This is a genomic window from Desulfosporosinus sp. Sb-LF (assembly GCF_004766055.1).
Lineage (GTDB): Bacteria > Bacillota > Desulfitobacteriia > Desulfitobacteriales > Desulfitobacteriaceae > Desulfosporosinus.
In genome coordinates this window covers 64872-83937 of sequence record NZ_SPQR01000002.1, presented here as the reverse complement: position 1 = coordinate 83937, position 19066 = coordinate 64872, and the positions used below count along the sequence as shown (strand labels likewise).

General features: G+C 43.4%; 15 protein-coding genes. All 15 read left to right on the top strand.

Annotated elements, in window-relative coordinates; genetic code table 11:
- The first annotated feature begins 18 nt into the window (after positions 1–18).
- The 15 genes from E4K68_RS03190 (at position 19) to E4K68_RS03120 (ending at position 19047) form a co-directional block, all read left to right on the top strand.
- Positions 19–768, top strand: a complete 750-nt coding sequence (locus tag E4K68_RS03190) for a hypothetical protein (protein ID WP_135377308.1) — start codon at positions 19–21, stop codon at positions 766–768.
- A gap of 562 nt (positions 769–1330) precedes the next feature.
- Positions 1331–1981 carry a hypothetical protein gene (locus E4K68_RS03185; RefSeq protein WP_135377307.1) on the top strand — a complete coding sequence of 217 codons (651 nt, stop codon included), beginning with the start codon at positions 1331–1333 and terminating at the stop codon, positions 1979–1981.
- Positions 1982–2142: 161 nt separating this feature from the next.
- Positions 2143–3573, top strand: a complete 1431-nt coding sequence (locus tag E4K68_RS03180) for an MBOAT family O-acyltransferase (protein WP_135377306.1) — start codon at positions 2143–2145, stop codon at positions 3571–3573.
- 18 nt (positions 3574–3591) lie between these two features.
- Positions 3592–4770: a hypothetical protein gene (locus E4K68_RS03175; protein WP_135377305.1), complete on the top strand. Its 1179-nt coding sequence runs from the start codon at positions 3592–3594 to the stop codon at positions 4768–4770.
- Between the two features lie 118 nt (positions 4771–4888).
- Positions 4889–6013 carry an acyltransferase gene (locus E4K68_RS03170; RefSeq protein WP_199241674.1) on the top strand — a complete coding sequence of 375 codons (1125 nt, stop codon included), beginning with the start codon at positions 4889–4891 and terminating at the stop codon, positions 6011–6013.
- 109 nt (positions 6014–6122) lie between these two features.
- The gene (locus tag E4K68_RS03165; protein ID WP_135377303.1) at positions 6123–7994 is read left to right on the top strand and encodes a nucleoside-diphosphate sugar epimerase/dehydratase; all 1872 of its coding nucleotides are present in this window, start codon (positions 6123–6125) and stop codon (positions 7992–7994) included.
- Positions 7995–8010: 16 nt separating this feature from the next.
- Complete coding sequence (locus E4K68_RS03160; RefSeq protein WP_135377302.1) at positions 8011–9366, top strand: nucleotide sugar dehydrogenase; 1356 nt, start codon at positions 8011–8013, stop codon at positions 9364–9366.
- A gap of 277 nt (positions 9367–9643) precedes the next feature.
- Positions 9644–10690 carry a Gfo/Idh/MocA family oxidoreductase gene (locus E4K68_RS03155; RefSeq protein ID WP_135377301.1) on the top strand — a complete coding sequence of 349 codons (1047 nt, stop codon included), beginning with the start codon at positions 9644–9646 and terminating at the stop codon, positions 10688–10690.
- 161 nt (positions 10691–10851) lie between these two features.
- Positions 10852–11715: an N-acetyltransferase gene (locus E4K68_RS03150; protein WP_199241673.1), complete on the top strand. Its 864-nt coding sequence runs from the start codon at positions 10852–10854 to the stop codon at positions 11713–11715.
- Positions 11716–11740: 25 nt separating this feature from the next.
- Positions 11741–12847 (top strand): DegT/DnrJ/EryC1/StrS family aminotransferase, encoded by a 1107-nt coding sequence (locus E4K68_RS03145; protein WP_135377300.1) that lies wholly within the window; start codon positions 11741–11743, stop codon positions 12845–12847.
- The gene (locus E4K68_RS03140) at positions 12837–13724 is read left to right on the top strand and encodes a hypothetical protein (protein ID WP_135377299.1); all 888 of its coding nucleotides are present in this window, start codon (positions 12837–12839) and stop codon (positions 13722–13724) included. The genes E4K68_RS03145 and E4K68_RS03140 overlap by 11 nt, the downstream gene beginning before the upstream one ends.
- Entirely contained in the window at positions 13721–15046 is a 1326-nt protein-coding gene (locus E4K68_RS03135) for a flippase (RefSeq protein WP_135377298.1), read from the top strand. Before E4K68_RS03140 ends, E4K68_RS03135 begins: the two co-directional genes overlap by 4 nt.
- Before the next feature lie 2 nt (positions 15047–15048).
- A complete protein-coding gene (locus E4K68_RS03130; RefSeq protein WP_243450245.1) occupies positions 15049–16530 on the top strand; it encodes an O-antigen ligase family protein in 1482 nt (493 codons plus the stop codon).
- Positions 16531–16532: 2 nt separating this feature from the next.
- Positions 16533–17588, top strand: coding sequence for a UDP-N-acetylglucosamine 2-epimerase (non-hydrolyzing) (gene wecB, locus E4K68_RS03125; RefSeq protein ID WP_135377297.1), 1056 nt, complete (start codon positions 16533–16535; stop codon positions 17586–17588).
- Between the two features lie 250 nt (positions 17589–17838).
- Positions 17839–19047 carry a glycosyltransferase family 4 protein gene (locus E4K68_RS03120; protein ID WP_135377296.1) on the top strand — a complete coding sequence of 403 codons (1209 nt, stop codon included), beginning with the start codon at positions 17839–17841 and terminating at the stop codon, positions 19045–19047.
- Positions 19048–19066: the final 19 nt, after the last annotated feature.

The following is a 19066-nucleotide window of genomic DNA, read 5'->3' as shown; positions in this document are numbered from 1 at the left end:
TAAGGAGGGAAGAGACCAATGAGACCAATGGACAAAAAGAGGATTGCAACCTTAGCAGGAACGTTGGTTCTAGCTGGTGCTGTTGTTGCTGCGGGGGTATATGGCCCCAGTGTCTGGAAAGTTTTTAGGCAACAAAGCTCCATCACTGACCAGGTAGTCATTCAATCCCCAGTCGTCAATGGCACTAATGCAACGGACGGCACGAAGGCAATTGATGGTGCCAAGAGCACGTTGCCAGACAGTAAAGCTCCACCAGGAAATGCCACACCAACAACGACAGAACCCAGTACGATAACTACGCCTCCGCAAAGTGATACCGGCTCCAAGAGTAAATATAGGGAACCGGACACCAAATTGATAGACCTGGCACCGTCTATCTCCACGTTCTTCGGTGAGAACGCATTAAGTAATGATACCAAAACATTAGCGTTCGGCACCGCGTGGAATATCCACGAATATGTAGATGGGTATCTCTTCGGGCCAGCAGCTGGTCCACAGTTGAATGAACAGGATATTAAGAAATATATCTTGTTCCATAAAACACTATTGGACAAGCAACTCAAAAATGAAGCGAATGCCTCCAAAGCAGTCGCCTTTACCAATTACTTAGATGTTCTGTTAAATACAGGAATGGATGCCTTCGATTCGAAGGATAAAGCGAGAATCGAACAATTCCACCAAGGAATTCATGATTTAGATGCGCATATCATGCGTAATGATGTAAATTCAAAGATCTACGGTGCGACGCCATTTGCAACCAAGCGGTAATAATTTAAGCCATCAGATCAAGCAATGGAAGTAAGAATGAATTGTAGCTTAGTCAGAGTAATGTAGATGACAACAAAAACACCGAATTATATCCCGGGTGCACAATGGCTCTTATTGTTTGGATTTTAGAATAAATGACACATTAGGCTTGAACAGTGCTTAATCAGAGCATGAACCCGAACTTGATATAAATTTGTTATAATCACATAACAATTTGTAAAGCGCAGGATGTAGTTGCGATATTCACGTGAAGAGCTAATTTAAATTCAAAGGAATGATTTTATAAGATAGTAAGTAATCTTTTTCATAATTGAATAAACAACTTATTTCATTAGACTGTAACCTTGTTTTACAAGGTTGAAAACTGAAGTTAGTTGTTGCATATTTCAGTCGTAAAAATTGAATAAAAGCGCAAGGTCTGCCCTAAAGGGACAGACCTTGCGCTTTTTAGTGACCAAGTCAACATACTTATGAATGCAAATTAGCGCTGGTTCTATGTCTAAACTCCCTTTTTACTGGTCAGACTAGTACTAAAATCCACAAGAAGGAGATTTTGGTACTTATGCGTAAAATGAATTATTTATTTGGGGCTTTAGCCTTAGGTCTTGGCGTACTGGTGGGGACCCTAGGTATGTCTTTGCTCACGAATTCAAGTTCCCCAGCGTCTTTTATTTCCAAACTGCGGGGCCAGGACAAGATCCAAACGGTATCTGGGGCGATTAGTGATTCAGCAAAAACCTCTCCAACCCTAAACACGGCAGGAGGTATTAGTGATAATAACGCCACCTTAAATAAAGGTAAACTAGATCCGACGACAAATCTGGTAGCACAACAAATTATTACAGACTATAAGCAAGATATTGGGATGTTTTTTGGAGCCTGGAAGTCCGCGGATATGGCCACCTTTAGAACCAAATTGTCCAAAGCCTATACTGGGGACTTGTTTGAAAAGCATGCTAGGCGAGCGGAAGAGTTTTTGGTTCAAGGCATAGGATTAGATGTTAGTCAAATAACCTTTGACCAGGTTGATATTGAAAGCGCCGATGATAATACCGCAACACTTCAGGTTAATTATCGATATACCGCTAAGGATTATAACTTGACTGATTCCGCCCCAGTCGGAGAAGAGCATGAACAAATCGTGCATATGCGCGTTAATCTATTAAAACAAAATTCGCGTTGGTTGATTACTGGAGAGAGTGTGATCCAGTAGTTGTTTGGAGGACTACCATAAATGTGATATGGTAGTCCTTTTCTTCGTATAAGAGACAGGTGCACAAGCACTCCAAGCTAGACGAAGACCTTACTATTAGTTGTCCTTAAATCATGATATACTAAATTGAAAGTGAGATATTAATAAAGGTGAGCTAGATTATGCTGTTTAATTCCTACTCGTTTATTTTCTTGTTTTTGCCGACTACTATGGTAGTCTTTTTTGTGTTAGCCCGTTGGCGTCTTCTACCGCTAGCAACAGGGGCATTAGTAATAGCTTCTATCTTTTTCTATGCTTATTGGGATGTGCGAAATCTACCGGTTTTGATTAGCTCAATGATATTTAACTTTATAGTGACCAGACTCTTGCAGGTCCGACGTAGCAAATCGTTATTGATTGTCACTGTTGCGGTCGATCTAATGACATTGGGCTATTTTAAATACACTGGTTTTATTGTCAGTAATTTAAATAATTTTTTTCACACAGGGCTCAATGTTCCCGAAATAATGCTCCCTTTGGGACTGTCCTTTTTTACATTTACTCAGATTGCTTTCGTGGTGGATGCCTATCGCGGTGAGACTAAAGGTTGCGATTTGCTCACTTACAGCCTTTTTGTTACCTTCTTTCCCCACTTGATTGCTGGACCGATTCTCTACCACAAGGACATCATTCCCCAGTTTAAGAGCTTACGTAGCCGGATTTTTTCCCATAAGAACCTAGCAATAGGATTAAGCATTTTCGTTATTGGTCTAAGCAAGAAAGTAATCATTGCTGACCATTTATCGGCTTGGGTTACACCAGTATTTGCCCAGCCAGACCATAGTTCGTTCTTGGAGGCATGGGCTGGTGCATTGGCTTATACCCTGCAATTGTATTTTGATTTCTCTGGGTATTCCGAAATGGCCTTAGGATTAGGCAAAATGTTCAATATTAATTTACCTGTAAATTTCCTTTCTCCCTATAAGTCCGTTTCTATTATCGAATTTTGGAGACGTTGGCACATATCCTTATCCACTTTCTTAAGAAACTATCTCTACATTCCCCTTGGCGGCAATCGCCGAGGTGAAATTCGAAGATTTTTGAATTTATGGCTCACTATGTTGTTGGGCGGCATCTGGCACGGTGCAGGCTGGACATTTATTATTTGGGGCGGATTACATGGAACATTTCTCGTTATAAACCATCTGTGGCGTAAGCTCAAGATTCAACTGCCAAAGTTGTTAGCTTGGTCCATAACCTTTGTGGCAGTGGTGGTTGCCTGGGTCTTTTTTAGGGCAAACTCAATGCACACCGCTAAGAGCATTGTGCTTGGAATGGTTGGTTTCAATGGAATTGTTTTGCCAGGAGTCAACGGATCTGTACTGGGATTTAGTTTGAATTTTGGAAAACTACCATTATTGCCCGGGGGAGGTAAGGAGCTACTCGTTTTGCTTGGACTAGTGTTATTTGTAGTATTAATGCCTAATGTGCCAGAAATTCATACAACGCGATTCCGCCCTTCCTTGCGCTGGGCCCTTTTAGGAGGGTTCTTGTTTACAATATGCCTGCTCCAGTTGGGGCATGTCGCTGAATTTCTATACTTTCAATTTTAGAGAAATGGGTAAGGTGGAATGAACAAAAACCAGAAAATGAAGGGTAGAGGAACAAAGTATCGAAGGTTTAACATCGTTGTTTTGTTAATTCCTCTTGTTTTAGTGGGTTCAATTGGACTCAGTAATATGTTGATCGATCCATATGGAATCTGGAAGTTGACTAATTTTAGCTTAAACAATCAAAAAATCGAGAAATATAATCATCAACGCCTATTTAAAGCTGAAGATATCATTGATTTAAAACCGAAGGTAGTATTATTGGGGTCTTCACGGACTTTCTTTGGTCTGAATCCTGATTACTATGAAAAAATCACTGGACAAAAGGCTTATAATGCTGGCTTTAGTGCCGCCAATACCGAGGAAGAGTTGGCCTATTTAAGGCATGCTTTGGCAAATCAGTCGGATATACAACAGGTTATTATCGGACTAGACTTTTATTCATTTAACGAACATAATACGGGGCGGAAAGATTTCACCTTAGATAGGCTAGGAAAAGATCATATTAATTGGAGCGATTTTACGAATATTCTTTTTTCTCAGGATGGGGTTCAGGCTTCTCTAAATACAATTAAGTTTAACCTAAATAATAAACTTCCTGAACCGCTGATATTTCCAAATGGACATATTAGTGCAAGTGGAATTAAGCAGTTTCACATATTAGGGGTTGATGGCAAAGAAGCATTTGAACGGGAATTGAAGGTCTACATCAATTCTGGTGAGTTTTATTACAACTATAAGTATTCAGCTCAGCGGCTCCAAGATGTTCGGACTATGATTGAGTTGTGCAAAGAAAGAAAAATTGATGTAAAAGTCTTTATTTCCCCGTCTCATGCTACCCAATGGGAAGCAATTAGGACGTCTGGGCTTTGGGGACAATTTGAGCAGTGGAAGAGAGATATTTCAGCGATAACTCCAGTATGGGACTTTTCGGGATACAATAGCATTACGACAGAAACAATCAGTAATACTATGCAATACTATTGGGACAACTCTCACTACACAGAAAAGACGGGTGAATTAATAGTTGATCGTTTGCTAAATCACGATGTCGCTTCGATACCGAAGGATTTTGGTCGACTCTTAAAACCAGAGACTGTTAACCAAGCAATAAAGGAAATCAATTCCGAAAGAGTCACGTGGTTGCAGAATAATAAAAAAACAATTGATTTTGTGGAGAAACTTAAAGAACATAATTAAAACTAGCCAAAGCATAGATATAGATCCTACTTGCATTCGAGCAAGGGTTAGCTGCTCTTAAGGGTATTTAGATATGATAGTGGGTTCTTAGAAGAAGGGAATAGTATTATGTATGGATATGAATAGGATCAGTCAGGCGAAATTGAGCCCAATTAAGGAAATTCATTTATTAAGAGGCTTTGGTGTCTTAGCAGTCATTGCTATCCATACGTCTGGCTATTTTACAGAAATACCACGCTTTAATACCTTAGTTTTAGTAAATTTATGGACAGACATATTTTCTCAGTTTGCTGTGCCCTTATTTGTCTTCATTTCCGGTTTTGTGTTAACCAGGAATTATTCGTCTAATTTCTTATTAAGCGAGTTTTATCAAAAGAGAGTGCGCTCGATTGTTCCTCAATACCTCATTTTTTCAGTGGCTTATACTGTCTTTAACAATTGGGAAGTGATGCAAAGTAACCTAATCAAAGAAAATGGCGCTCTCTTATTTAAAAATATCTTGCATTCCGATGCATCCTACCACTTATGGTTTTTCTCAATCATAATTCAATTTTATATTGTCTACCCACTGATCCTTAGAATATATAATTTTTTTAAACAGCAAAATAGGGTAGAGCTCTTGTTAGCCGTTTTTTTGATACTTCAAACTCTTTGGATGGAAGGGCTACATACCAATTATTTCGGAGTTTTGAAAATTAACTTCATCGCTTATCTGTTTTATTTCGGAATGGGGATGTATAGCTCTAACCACTTTGAGCGATTAAGGAACTCATTGAAGGGTTTAACCCCTATCTTCTTAACAATATCGTTAGTTTTAACCATAGGGGTAAGCTTTTTTATAATTATTGGTTTAAAAATGGGCTATCGATACAATGAAATCCCTGCTTATTTTTTAATGGGCGCGGAACTCATTTTCCCGATTCTTAGAATTTCAACCTTTTTGCTTTTGTTTAACCTAGCAAGGAATCTGGTGGGGAAACGGAATAGTTTAGAAAAGGCTATTTACAAATTAGGAGATTACTCCTTTGGAATATACCTTATTCACATCTTTTTTAACCAGTATGCAATTAGAATTTTAAGAAACCATTCTATAGGTTATAGCAACTGGATTTTTTACCCACTCGTATTTTCCGTGACACTGATCATAAGTTATTTGGCGGTGAGACTCATCAGTTATCTTCCTATTAGCTATTACGTTATTGGTCATCGGGTCAAGTTGCCGACGAATAAGAAGATCCAATAGAATACGACAGTTAATGTCTCTATTCGATAGAATGGTTGTAAAGGCACGTAAATTGTAGTAAACTTTGAACGATAAAGTTTACGCAGGTTATTTTAAAGGGGCTGAGCAAGTGTCATTACGCAAACGAATACTAATTCTTATGCTGATTGATGTTATGTTAATCAACTTAGCAGCTTTCGGCAGTTTTTATCTCCGATTCGAAGGAGGTATTCCATTAGAATATTATCAAACGTATTATCATACAGCAGTAGCCTCAACCATCCTTTATATTACGGTTTTTTACGTTTTTGGATTATATAATCGGCTTTGGCAATATGCCAGTACAGGGGAATTAGTTTCCATTATTTACGCTGTAACCGTCGGAACAGGCGGAACAGTCGCTGTGGTTTATTTCTATGGCCTGGCTAAAGCAGCGACACTCCCGTTTAGACTACCACATACTGCTGCTGTACTTTTATGGCTCGCTATGGTGTTTTTAGTGGGGGGCTCACGATTTATTTGGCGGATCGTACAAGAAAATACGTTTGTTAGGCATGTTCCAGGATCGCAAAAGCAAGTACTTATTGTTGGAGCTGGTGATGCAGGCGTGTTAGCAGCGCGAGAGTTAAAAAATCGCAATTATCGGGATGGACGACCGATTGGTTTTATCGATGATGATCGTGCAAAGCAGAAATTGCATTTACTTGGAATCCCGGTTTTGGGTACGCGTAAGGATATCGCGCGCATTGCAAAAGGGCATAATGTGGATGAAGTTATTATTGCTATGCCTTCAGCTTCAGGTGAATCTGTGCGGGAAATAGTTCAAATCTGTGAGAAATCCGGGGTTGAGTTAAAGATTATGCCTGGTGTCTATGACATCATTAGTGGAGATATTAATGTCAATGCTATAAGACAGGTTCAAGTCGAAGATTTACTAGGACGAGACCCTGTTTCCGTTGACCTGGAAGAAGTAGCAGGATATGTGACAGGTGAAACAGTCTTTATTACTGGAGCAGGTGGTTCCATTGGCTCGGAAATTAGCCGTCAGATTGCGAAGTTTAATCCGGAGAAGCTTGTTTTACTTGGGCATGGCGAAAATAGTATTTTTGACATCGAACAGGAATTAAGGTCTGAGTATCCCAGAATCGACTACATTACAGAAATAGTGGATATCAAAGATCGAGAGAAAGTGTTTCTAATCTTTGAACGATACAAGCCGGGCGTTGTTTTCCACGCAGCGGCGCATAAACATGTTCCGCTAATGGAACGCAATCCCGAAGAAGCATTAAAAAACAATGTCATTGGGACACAGAATCTGTCTGAAGCGGCGGATAAAGTCAAGGTAAAAACGTTTGTTTCTATCTCTACAGATAAGGCAGTTAACCCTACAAGTGTCATGGGGGCAACCAAACGAACGGTGGAAATGCTTATCCAAAGTCTTGATCGTCGTTCACAAACAAAGTTTGTAGCGGTAAGGTTTGGAAATGTCTTAGGGAGTAGAGGGAGTGTTATCCCTACGTTTAAGAGACAAATAGCTCAAGGTGGACCAGTAACGGTCACCCATCCTGATATGGTGCGGTATTTTATGACGATACCAGAAGCAGCCCAGTTAGTCATTCAAGCGGGGGCTATGGCGAAGGGCGGAGAAATATTTATCTTGGATATGGGGAAACCTGTAAAAATTGTGGATCTAGCCAAAGACTTAATTCGGCTTTCGGGTTTCGAGCCTGATGTTGATATTAAGATACAATTCACGGGAATTCGACCGGGCGAAAAACTCTTTGAAGAATTATTAACCGCGGAAGAAGGAACAACCTCAACGAAGCACAGCCGGATTTTTGTAGCTAAACCCAACGTGATTGACGTTGAACGTCTTGAAGAACTGACACATATTGTTCGAGAACGGGGTAGTTACTTAAAGAGAGATGAAGTTATTGAATTGTTGCAAACGGTTATACCGACCTTTCGCAAGAAAACGCCTAAGGCTTTAGCCAATCATTAAGGAGGAAATAAATAAGATGATCACCGTAAAGAACGTTATTACTTGTGACGATGTTGTTGCTCAGACCCTTAAAGAGAAAATCGAGAAACACGTTGCACAAATTGGAGTAATTGGTTTAGGGTATGTAGGACTCCCTTTAGCTGTTGAAAAGGGTAAAGTGGGATTTCCAGTCCTTGGTTTTGATATAAACCCAGCCCGCGTTGATAAGGTTAATGCTGCTGACAACTATATCGGGGATGTCAAAGACGAGGATCTCCAAAATTTAGTGCACGAGGGATTGCTCGTAGCGACCACGGATTTTACTCGTTTAGCTGAATGTGATGTCGTGATCATCTGCGTGCCTACTCCCTTGACAATTACCCGTGATCCAGATATTTCGTACATCCAAGCTTCGACAGAGGAGATTGTGAAAAGCCTTCGACCAGGACAGATCATTACCTTAGAGAGTACAACCTATCCCGGAACTACGGAAGAGGTCATTCTTCCTCTCTTGGAAAAGACGGGACTTAAGGTAGGTAAAGATTTCTTCCTCGCGTTCTCTCCGGAACGTGTAGATCCGGGTAATAAACGTTTTAGTACAAAAAACACCTCTAAAGTGGTTGGAGGTATGACCCCCATTTGCTTGGAGATTGCCTACACACTTTACGTTCAAACCATTGCCAATGTTGTTCCTGTGTCTTCACCTGCTGCTGCCGAGTTGACAAAAGTCTTTGAAAATACTTATCGGGCGGTTAACATAGCGATGGTGAACGAATTGATGATGCTCTGCGATCGCATGGGAATTGATATTTGGGAAGTTGTTGAAGCGGCTGGAACAAAACCGTTTGGTATTCAAACGTTTTATCCAGGGCCTGGCGTCGGTGGTCACTGTATTCCCATCGATCCATTCTACCTGACTTGGAAAGCGCGTGAATACGACTTCCATACCCGCTTTATAGAACTTGCTGGCGAAGTTAATGTAGAAGTGTCCTATTATGTTGTCAATAAAGTGGTTAGAGCTTTGAATAATGTGAATAAAAGTTTGAAAGACGCCGAAATCTTGCTCCTTGGAGTAGCTTACAAAAAAGATATTGACGACATGCGTGAGTCACCTGCTTTGAAAATCATCGAACTTTTGCGCAAACAGGGCGCTAAGATCACGTATCATGACCCTTATATTCCAGTCATCGAGCCGCACGGCGGAAGTACTCTCCACCTAGAGAGCGTTCCATTAACTGATGAGGCGCTTACGGGTGCAGATGGTGTGTTGATCTTAACAGATCATACTGCGGTTGATTATGAACGAGTGGTTGGAAAGGCCAAACTTGTGGTGGATACTCGTAATGCCACGAAAGAGGTTCAAGAAAACCGTGAGAAGATCCTGAAAATCTAATATTTTAATTAGGGATATGATTCTGCTGCAAAAACTCCAATTGCGGGTCAAGCACTATTGAACGATACGGGAGAGATTATACGCGATATAGGTTTAAGGGGAATCGACAGATTCCCCTTAAACCTATATAAATAAACTATATGCCCTCCATTTGACCAAGTAGATGTTTATCGACATCAAGTCAATGTCATCATCGTCAACCATAGACAACCACGAATTGCATGGTCAAGGGACTATTGCAGTGAAATAATAACGCAAAGAAAAGAGCTGTTGTATTATGATGGAAGAGAAAAAGATTCGATTTGGGATTATAGGATGTGGGCGAATTGCCCCGAAACATGCTGAGTCCATTATGGCGCTTCCAGAAGCAGAGCTAGTCGCCGTATGTGATGTTGTACCGGAGCAGGCCCAGGCCTTTGCTGATAAATACGGTGCAGAGCCCTATACGGATTATTTGGAAATGCTGAAAAGGGATGACATTGATGTTATTACAATAGCGACTCCAAGTGGTTTACATGCCGAAATTGGGATTGCTGCAGCTGAGGCAGGTAAGCATATCCTAGTGGAAAAACCTATGGCCATGACCTTGAAAACTGCAGATGCTATGATTGCTGCCTGCAGCAAAGCAGGGGTTAAATTAGCCGTTATTCATCAAAACCGCTTTAATGATTCGATTAAACTTCTTCGCAAGGCCTTAGAAGATGGCCGTTTTGGTAAGTTGACCCATGGACAAGCTTCTGTGCGTTGGAATCGGAACGATAATTATTACACTCAAGCACCTTGGCGCGGGACAAAACTCCAAGACGGTGGGGTCCTTATGAATCAATCCATTCATAACATTGACCTTCTTCAATGGACATTTGGGCCAGTAGAATCTGTTTTTGGATATACAGCGACCTTTATGCGCAAAATTGAAATGGAAGACATGGGTGCAGCTGTTATCAAGTTTAAAAGCGGCGCCATCGGCATCATTGAGGCAGCTTCAACCATCTATCCTAAAAATATCGAAGAGACCTTGAACGTCTTTGGAGAGACAGGCTCGGTCATCGTCGGTGGGATCGCCGTCAATCGAATCGAGGTCTGGGAATTACCGGATAGTGTAGAAGAGAAAAAGGCGATCTTCGACAGCCAGGAAGGGGATCCCCCTACGGTCTACGGCTTTGGGCACAGGGAACTCATACTGGATCTAATTCAAGCAATTCGAGAAGATAGAGAACCAGCTATTCCAGGGGAAGAAGGACGAAAAGCGTTGGAAATCATTTTGGCGATTTACAAGTGCCAGGAGACGAAGGAACCGGTCGTGTTCCCGATGGTGGTAGAATAACGGGGGAGATTTTGATTTACGACAAGTGCGCCCTCTAACGTGAGTAGTCCACCAAACTTAGGCCAACCGACACTTTTATCCAGCAGGTTTGCCTTAGTTTGGTCTGCGAGCGGAGGGACGGAGCGGCTGTAACTCGACTCTCCTGAAAAGAGGTAGAATCAATGACAGAAAACAACATGCCACGCCAAATCTTCGCCAGTGCCACCGTACCTTCAAGCGTAACGGTCGGGCCGTTTTGTGTGATCAGTGAAAATGTCGTGCTGGGTGAAAATGTAGTCTTGGGAGTTGGGTGTGTTCTCGGCGAAGGAGCTAGCATTGGAGCCGGATGCGATCTTGGCAACTATGTTACAGTCGGGACTGGGGGAACCATAGGGGCTCGCACTCGCATAGGGGATCACACTACGATTTACTCAAAAGCAGAGCTTGGAGAGGATGGCTTTATTGGTAGCAACTCTTCGATCGGGCGTTTGCCTAAAGCGGCTGCGACAAGTACGGTGAAGGCGCAAGCAGATTTGCCTCCTCTCAGGATAGGAAATGGCTACACAATCGGGTGCTCTGCAGTCCTCTATGCTGGGACAAGCTACGCTGATAAGGCCTTCGTTGGTGATGGAGCTGTGGTACGGGAGAGATGCTCGATTGGCGAGAGCGTTGTTATTGGTAGTGGAGTAGCGGTTGAAAATGACACAAAAATAGGCGCTTTTACTAAAATCCAGACAGGCTCATATATTACGGCCTATATGGAAATCGAAGAGCGAGTGTTTATAGCTCCCATGGTGACAACGACCAATGATAACTTCATGGGTCGCACCGAAAAGCGGTTCAAGTCTATCAAGGGCGCGACAATTCGGAGGGGAGCCCGAATCGGCGGAGGGGTAATCCTTTTGCCAGGTGTCGATGTTGCACCAGAAACATTTGTGGCTGCGGGAGCTTTGGTTACTAAGAGCACGGGGGAAAAACGTGTGATTAAAGGGTTTCCGGCTAAGGATGTTCGAGAGGTTCCAGGGGATGAACTCCTGCAAAAATAATTCGTAACGAAAGGGAAGATTAACTATGCGTATTCCGCTGTTAGATCTTAAAGCCCAATATTTAACGATAAAAGAAGAGATTGATCGGGCCATCTTTGATGTGCTGGATTCCTCTGTATTTATTTTGGGTCCACAAATGAAGACATTAGAAAAGGAAATCGCGGCTTATTGCGGGACGGAGGAAGCTGTAGCGGTAGGCAATGGTACTGATGCGTTGGTACTCACGCTTAAGGCCTTCGGCATCGGACCGGGGGACGAGGTGATCACGACGCCGTTTACGTTTTTCGCGTCGGCAGAGACGATCGCGCAAGTTGGGGCAACCCCTGTATTTGTGGATGTTGACCCGATAACTCTTAACATGGACCCTGCACTGCTAGAGAAGAAGATAACCTCTCGCACGAAAGCGATTATCCCGGTACATATTTTCGGTCAAATGCTGGATGTTGAGAGAATCATGGAAATTGCTGCGCGCTACGACTTAAAAGTTATAGAAGACGCGGCCCAAGCCATTGGGGCAGAGTATCAGGGCAAGAAAGCTGGTTCCATCGGACATGCCGCAACGTTTAGCTTCTTTCCGACGAAGAACTTAGGGGCTTATGGTGATGGCGGAATGATCGTCACTAATGATAAAGACCTAGCCTCACAACTTCGGATGCTCCGATTTCATGGATGTAAAATAAAATATTATCACGATGAAATCGGCTATAATAGTCGTTTGGATGAAATGCAAGCGGCAATTCTTAGGGTCAAGCTACGTTATTTGGACACTTGGAATGAAGGTCGCCGAGAAAAGGCTAAGGTTTATGATGAATTATTGAAAGATTCACCGATCAAACTACCCGGTCGTGACCCGTCGGCCAAACCCATCTATCATCTTTACGTACTGCGCTCCTCGCGTCGAAAAGAGCTTATGGAAGCCCTCAATGAGGCGGGCATCGCTAGTGCCATATATTATCCAGTCCCCTTACATTTACAGCACGCCTTCGATAACTTAGGTTATCATGAGGGTGACTTCCCCGTTGCGGAGAAGGCCTGTCAAGAAGCCCTCGCAATTCCTTGTTATCCAGAACTGTCTCGGGCAGAGCAAGAAGAAATTATCCGTGTAATTGAAGGGGTACATCGTGGAAAATAAAGTCAGGAAATTAGGGGTGTTTCGCCCGAGTAATTTTATCCTGATTGGCTTCTTTATAGTAGTACTGCTGGGGATCTTTATGGCATACGCGCAAGTCAAAGGGCCATTTACGGAAACTGAGATCCGAAAAGCACAAAGTGGAGCTACCCGCTTTGTTAACGGAGAATTGAAGATCAGTCAGGGACAGCTAATTGATGTAAAACATTACTTCTTCGTTGGAACGGTTTACATTGTTGAAACCTCTAAGGGTAGAGATAGTCTAATTTCCTTTATCACCCCATTAACCACCCCGACCCCTGGACAAAGGGTAGAATGGGTAGGGGTGGATAATTACGCTTCAGCCGTCACACCCGTCTTTCCAGAGGAAAAAACGATGGATGGAGAGATCATTTCCTTAGAACGTATTTCTCCGAAAAACAATGAAGAATTTTACTGTGTAGTTCACTCCTTGAAGGACGATACCGTCCAACGTTTTATTGTAGACGCCACTCAGTTGGCAAGTCTTAGGACGCTAAATAGTGTCCACGTAGACTATCACTCTTCAGGGGAGAGTCATGTTGAACTAGTTGCCAATACCCAAAAAGTGGCTAAGGGCTATATAAGTGATCTCTGGTTAACGACGATGGTCAAAGGATTAGAATTGGAACGTGATTTTGACTTTGACAAATATCCTTCGTATATCACGGTGTCTCCTGGCCCAAATGCAAAATACACTTGGACGTTTTATCTTACGAAAGAGCAAAGGGCTCAAGTGAAGCTTGGAAATGTCGTTGAAGTTCACTATTCCTCCGTATTCCCTTCCAGTATTACCATTGTAAGTCCAACCGTAGATCCGGCCGCTCTGGTGGACAAACCAGCAAATGGAGTAAACCCATGAGCTTTATTCGAAATAGTTTTTTAACACTTTTTGGAACAATTGCTCGAGTTCTGCTTTCCATGGGGAGCCAAATCATCATTACCCGAGTATTGGGACCTGCCGGCAAGGGATTGTATGCCTTTCTTGTTCAGATTCCTACAGTACTTGTTCCACTGAGCAGTTTGGGATTAAATTATGCCAATACATACTATATCGCCAAAAATCCTGAAGATGGAAAAAAAGCTGTGGGAAGTTCACTAGCCATGGCTATTATCTTGGGCGGAGTAATGGTGCTAGGCGTCGGAATAAGTTACCTCTTCTTGAGGAATGGTTATATGCAGGCAGTAACGCCAGTGCAACTTCGACTTATTCTTCTGGCAATTCCGTTCGGATTGCTTAATCTGTACTGGTTGAGCGTGCTTTGGGGAATGGATTCAATTGGGAAATATAACCTAGCCTTGATGGTTCAATTCATCGTGCTCTCTTTTGGGGTCGCGGTGGCAGCGGCAATGCATCGTCTAACCGTGACCACGGGTTTTGGAATCTGGGTAGTCGGGAATATTTTGACCACACTTTACATGCTCCCAGATATGGCGAAGATTGTTCGTTGGCGTTTTCAAACGTTTAGCACCTCTTACATACGCCAAACTCTGAGCTACGGAGCTAAGTCTTACTTAGCCAATGTTATGATGGTCATTAACTATCGCCTCGATCTTTTTATTATCACTGGCTTTTTACCGTTGACTCAGGTGGGCCTTTACGCCACCGCGGTGACCCTCGCCGAAATGGTTGGGTATATGGGCAATGCCGTTAATACGGCGCTTATTCCAAAACTGGCTTCAGGAAAAGATAGCCTGACCTTCTCTATGACACCGAAAGTAACTCGGTTAACCCTATTGCTCACCTTGCTTGCAGCGCTAGGGATGGCCTTAATTGCTTACCCCCTAATACTTCTCTTCTTTGGAGCTCGATTTAGTGCGTCTTTTTATCCCTTGCTTTTACTACTGCCCGGAATTGTCGCACTCAGCGGGTCTTCTGTGCTTTCGGGTGACTTAATGGCCCGAGGAAAACCCATTTATACTAGTATCTCCTCAGGTATTACGGTCGGATTGACAGTGATCCTTGATTTCACACTCATTCCACTTTGGGGCATACTGGGAGCGTCCATCGCTTCAAGTTTGGTATATCTATCCCTCTTTGCTCTGAATTACGTCTTTTATCGTCGTGAAAGCGGAGAAAGCTTGAGAACTGTCTTGATTTTTACCTGGGAGGATACTAGAGAGATGATGTTATTTGTTAAGAAAGCTCGCTTTAAATGGGCATCGAGGAGGGAGGAAGGGTAAAGATGAAGACAACAGATATGAAAGAGACGAGAGCAAAGGGAGGCAGTTGCAAGGACAGAGAAAACCATTTGCTTGTAATTCTCGAAGTCCTTGTCACTCTATTATGGGTTTATATGGTTGTTCGATGGATTTATTATCCCTCGACCTTGATAACCTTGGGCTATTTATGGGGACTTGTCTGGGTCGCTGTCAAACATCCTAGATGGCTACCAGTTGTCCTAGTCGTCACTGTACCTCTGGAGGTTTCGAAAGAGTTTATTCCAGCTTATAGCTTGTCTGAGCGGGTTGCTGGGTACAACGTCTCCATTTTAGATTTCTTCCGCATCGCCCAGCTCGCGATTTCTCTTCGTTGGTTAAGTGATCTCTGGCAGGGCCGAAAGCTTGCAAAGGATAAAATCCGGGTGTGGATAAGAGTTAAGAAGGACGCCCTACTTTGGCTACCTATCTTGCTTTTAGGCGTTTACCTACTATCGACAGTTTTTTCCGTTTCTCCCAAACATTCATTAACTGAAACTGTACGGTTGTTTTCCTTGCTCATCACGTTCTATTTTGCTGTAGCCTATATCCGAGATGAGAAGGACTTGCAGCGTTTGGGATATACCCTGATTGGGGTAGGAAGTGTTCTCGGTTTGATTGCCATTGGAGAGTATTTCACGGGGCATTTCTTTTTCAGTGCCACGCCAGCTGTCGTTATTAACCGTCGCGCCAACGCCACATTCGCTGATCCCAATATTCTGGGTCGTTTTCTCGTTGTCACCTTCTTATTTTCTGTTGCAGAACTTGAACGGCGTGCCTTCTGGAAGAAACGCCTTTTACCGCTCGTAGCTATTCTCTTGCAAGGAGCGGGCTTGGGAATCACAGGATCACGTGGTGGAATTCTAGCTTTGGCAGTTTCCACAGTTATCTTTGTGGTCTTAATCCCACGCCGTAAATTAACGCTTTCCGCACTGGTTCTAATGGTGCTTGCTATTATTGCCGCAGCCGTTTTGAATCCTGTCATCATGGCTCGTTTTGAAAGCTTACGCACAGGTTTGTTAAGTGCTTCAGGAGGTATTCGAGAATACTTGTGGCGATCCGGAATAGCCATGGTTAGGGATCATCCACTGTTCGGCGTTGGAGTGGGAGCGTTTGGGTTCTCATTTACCACAATCTATCCCTACTTTAATCCCTACTCCACCTTTTATGTCTCTTTGTCCCATACTGCGATACTTACCGTTTTAGCAGAAACGGGTTTTCTCGGATTCACCATGCTATATTTCCTTTTTGGTAAGACAATCCAAAGAGGGTGGGATATTTCTCGCCTAGTAAGCCATGAACGCCTACGCTTTTTAAGTACCAGTACAGTGGCCGGGGTTATTGCGATCTTCGTCAGCGCACAAGGGGAAGGACGTTTATATGAGGAACCTTTACTCTGGATACTCTGGGCAATGCTTGTCTCAGTCTCTCGTCTAACTAACGAGAAAATCGGAAAGGATAGTTTATAACTATGAAAATAGCAACGGTCATAGGGGCAAGACCCCAATTTATAAAAGCTGCAGCGGTCTCCCGGGTATTAAGAACTCAGCATCAGGAAATTCTGATCCATACGGGGCAACACTATGATCCCAACATGTCCGATATTTTTTTTGAGGAATTGCATATTCCACGACCCGATTTTAATTTGGGAATCGGATCAGGACGGCATGGCGCGCAAACTGGGGCAATTCTAGAACAGGTTGAGGAAGTACTAATAAATGAAATTCCAGATGCTCTTTTGGTCTATGGAGACACGAACTCCACATTGGCGGGGGCCTTGGCCGCATCGAAACTACATATCCCAGTGATTCATATTGAAGCGGGACTCCGAAGTTTCAATCGCAGAATGCCGGAAGAGATTAACCGTGTGCTAACAGACCATCTCTCCCGTTGGCTTTTCTGTCCCACTGAAACAGCTGTCAAGAACCTGACAGCAGAGGGGATTACGGAGGGAGTCTATAAAAACGGAGATGTCATGTTCGATGCCTTCCTTTATAACCTCGAGCTGGCTAAGGAAAAATCCAATATTATGAGAAAACTTGGATTAACATCCAAATCCTTTATCCTCTGTACCATTCATCGTGCAGAAAATACCGATGACCCAGCACGATTGACACAAATTCTTAAAGCCGTATCTCGAATTTCCCTACCCGTCGTCCTACCACTACATCCGCGAACCCGAAAAATTGCACAACAGATGGGGCTTAATTCCCTTCTAGAGCAGGTTAAGGTTATCGAACCCGTCGGTTATCTCGACATGATTACCCTTGAAGCGCACGCCTTAAAGCTAGTTACCGATTCCGGTGGGGTTCAGAAAGAGGCCTACTTTGCCGGCGTACCTTGTATCACGATGCGGGATGAAACAGAGTGGGTCGAAACGGTTGAAGTGGGTTGGAACCGCCTAACCGGCGCAGATGAAGGGAAAATTCTAGACGCAGTAGAGTCATTTAATCCGCCTGAAAGTCACCCAGATATCTTCGGAGATGGTCATTCCGCAGAGCAATTTTTAACCATACTAAAACAATAAGAACCAAGTCGAAGAAAGCGGGGCAATTATGAATTGCCCCCCATATTTTCCAATAACGTCGTTCCACCTCCCGTCGACCCAAGCCAGAGGAAGTTTCTCTGCTTAGAGAGCACTTTAGCGGAATTGCGCCAATGAGTGCAGAAGCCCAGAGGTTTTGCGTTTTAGCCTTAGCGACAAGAGAATAGCAATGGAACGTGTGCGAACGTGCTAAGAAACCGACTCTTAACTAAAAAGGAAAGGAGGGCAAATAATGCGGTTTTTGATCTTGACCCAATATTTCCCCCCGGAAACAGGGGCTGCCCAGGTGCGGCTCAAAGAACTGGCGAAAGGCTTACAGCGACAGGGGCATGAGGTTGTCGTCGTCACTGCATTTCCTAATCATCCCTCCGGGGTTATTCCGCCGAAGTATCGAGGATACTGGTCTATGAAGGATGAAGTCGAAGGATTACCTGTCTACCGGACATGGGTTTATCCCGTGCAACGGGGACATTTTTGGAAACGCCTGTTAAATTACTTTTCATTTACCTTTTCTTCGTTATGGGGAATTTTAAAGGCAGGCCCCTGTGATGTCCTTTTCGTAGAATCACCCCCACTATTTTTGGGGATGACCGCCGTACTTGGAAGTTGGATCAAACGGGCCCATCTTGTGTTTAATGTCTCAGACCTCTGGCCTGAATCTGCCGTTGCACTAGGCCTGGTTACCAATAAGACAATGATTCGTATGACAGAAGCCTTAGAAACTTGGCTCTACAATCGTTCCTGGAAACTTTCTGCGGTGACGTTAGGAATTCGGGATACTTGGTTAAAACGGGGAATACCGGCCAAGAAGATCTCCTTTTTACCGAATGGGGTCAACCTTGAACTTTTTCGCTTACTACCTCCAGATGAGGATTTGAAAGAAAAGTTGGGGCTTTCGGGCAAATTTGTGTTGGTCTATACAGGCACGATGGGTTATGCCCAGGGACTTGAAACATTATTAGAGGCGGCAAAGCTTTTGGGTTCCGAGCCACAGTATCATTTTCTCTTTCTAGGAGACGGGACTGAAAAACCGAAACTCGAGGCGATGGCTGCAGAGATGAAGTTGACGAACGTGCAATTCCTTGGCTTTCAACCGGTTACAGACATGCCGCGCTATTTATCCTTAGCTGCCGCGAGTATCATTCCGCTAAAGAAGCTAAAGCTCTTTGAAGGGGCTCGTCCGTCAAAAATGTTTCCTGCGATGGGCTGTGCAGTTCCAGTGATCTATAGCGGAGAAGGGGAAGCTGTAGAACTAATCCAAAAGGCCGGAGCAGGACTTACGGTTGAACCAGAAAATCCGAAAGAGATGGCTCAAGCGATCCGTTCCCTTTATGAACTAAGTGACCAGGGAAGGTCTATGGGTGAAAATGGACGGCGTTATGTCGAAGAACATTATTCCTGGGATAAAATTGTTAGCCGATGGCTTCAGGAACTTAAATAGTCCATTCGAAGCGAGTCAC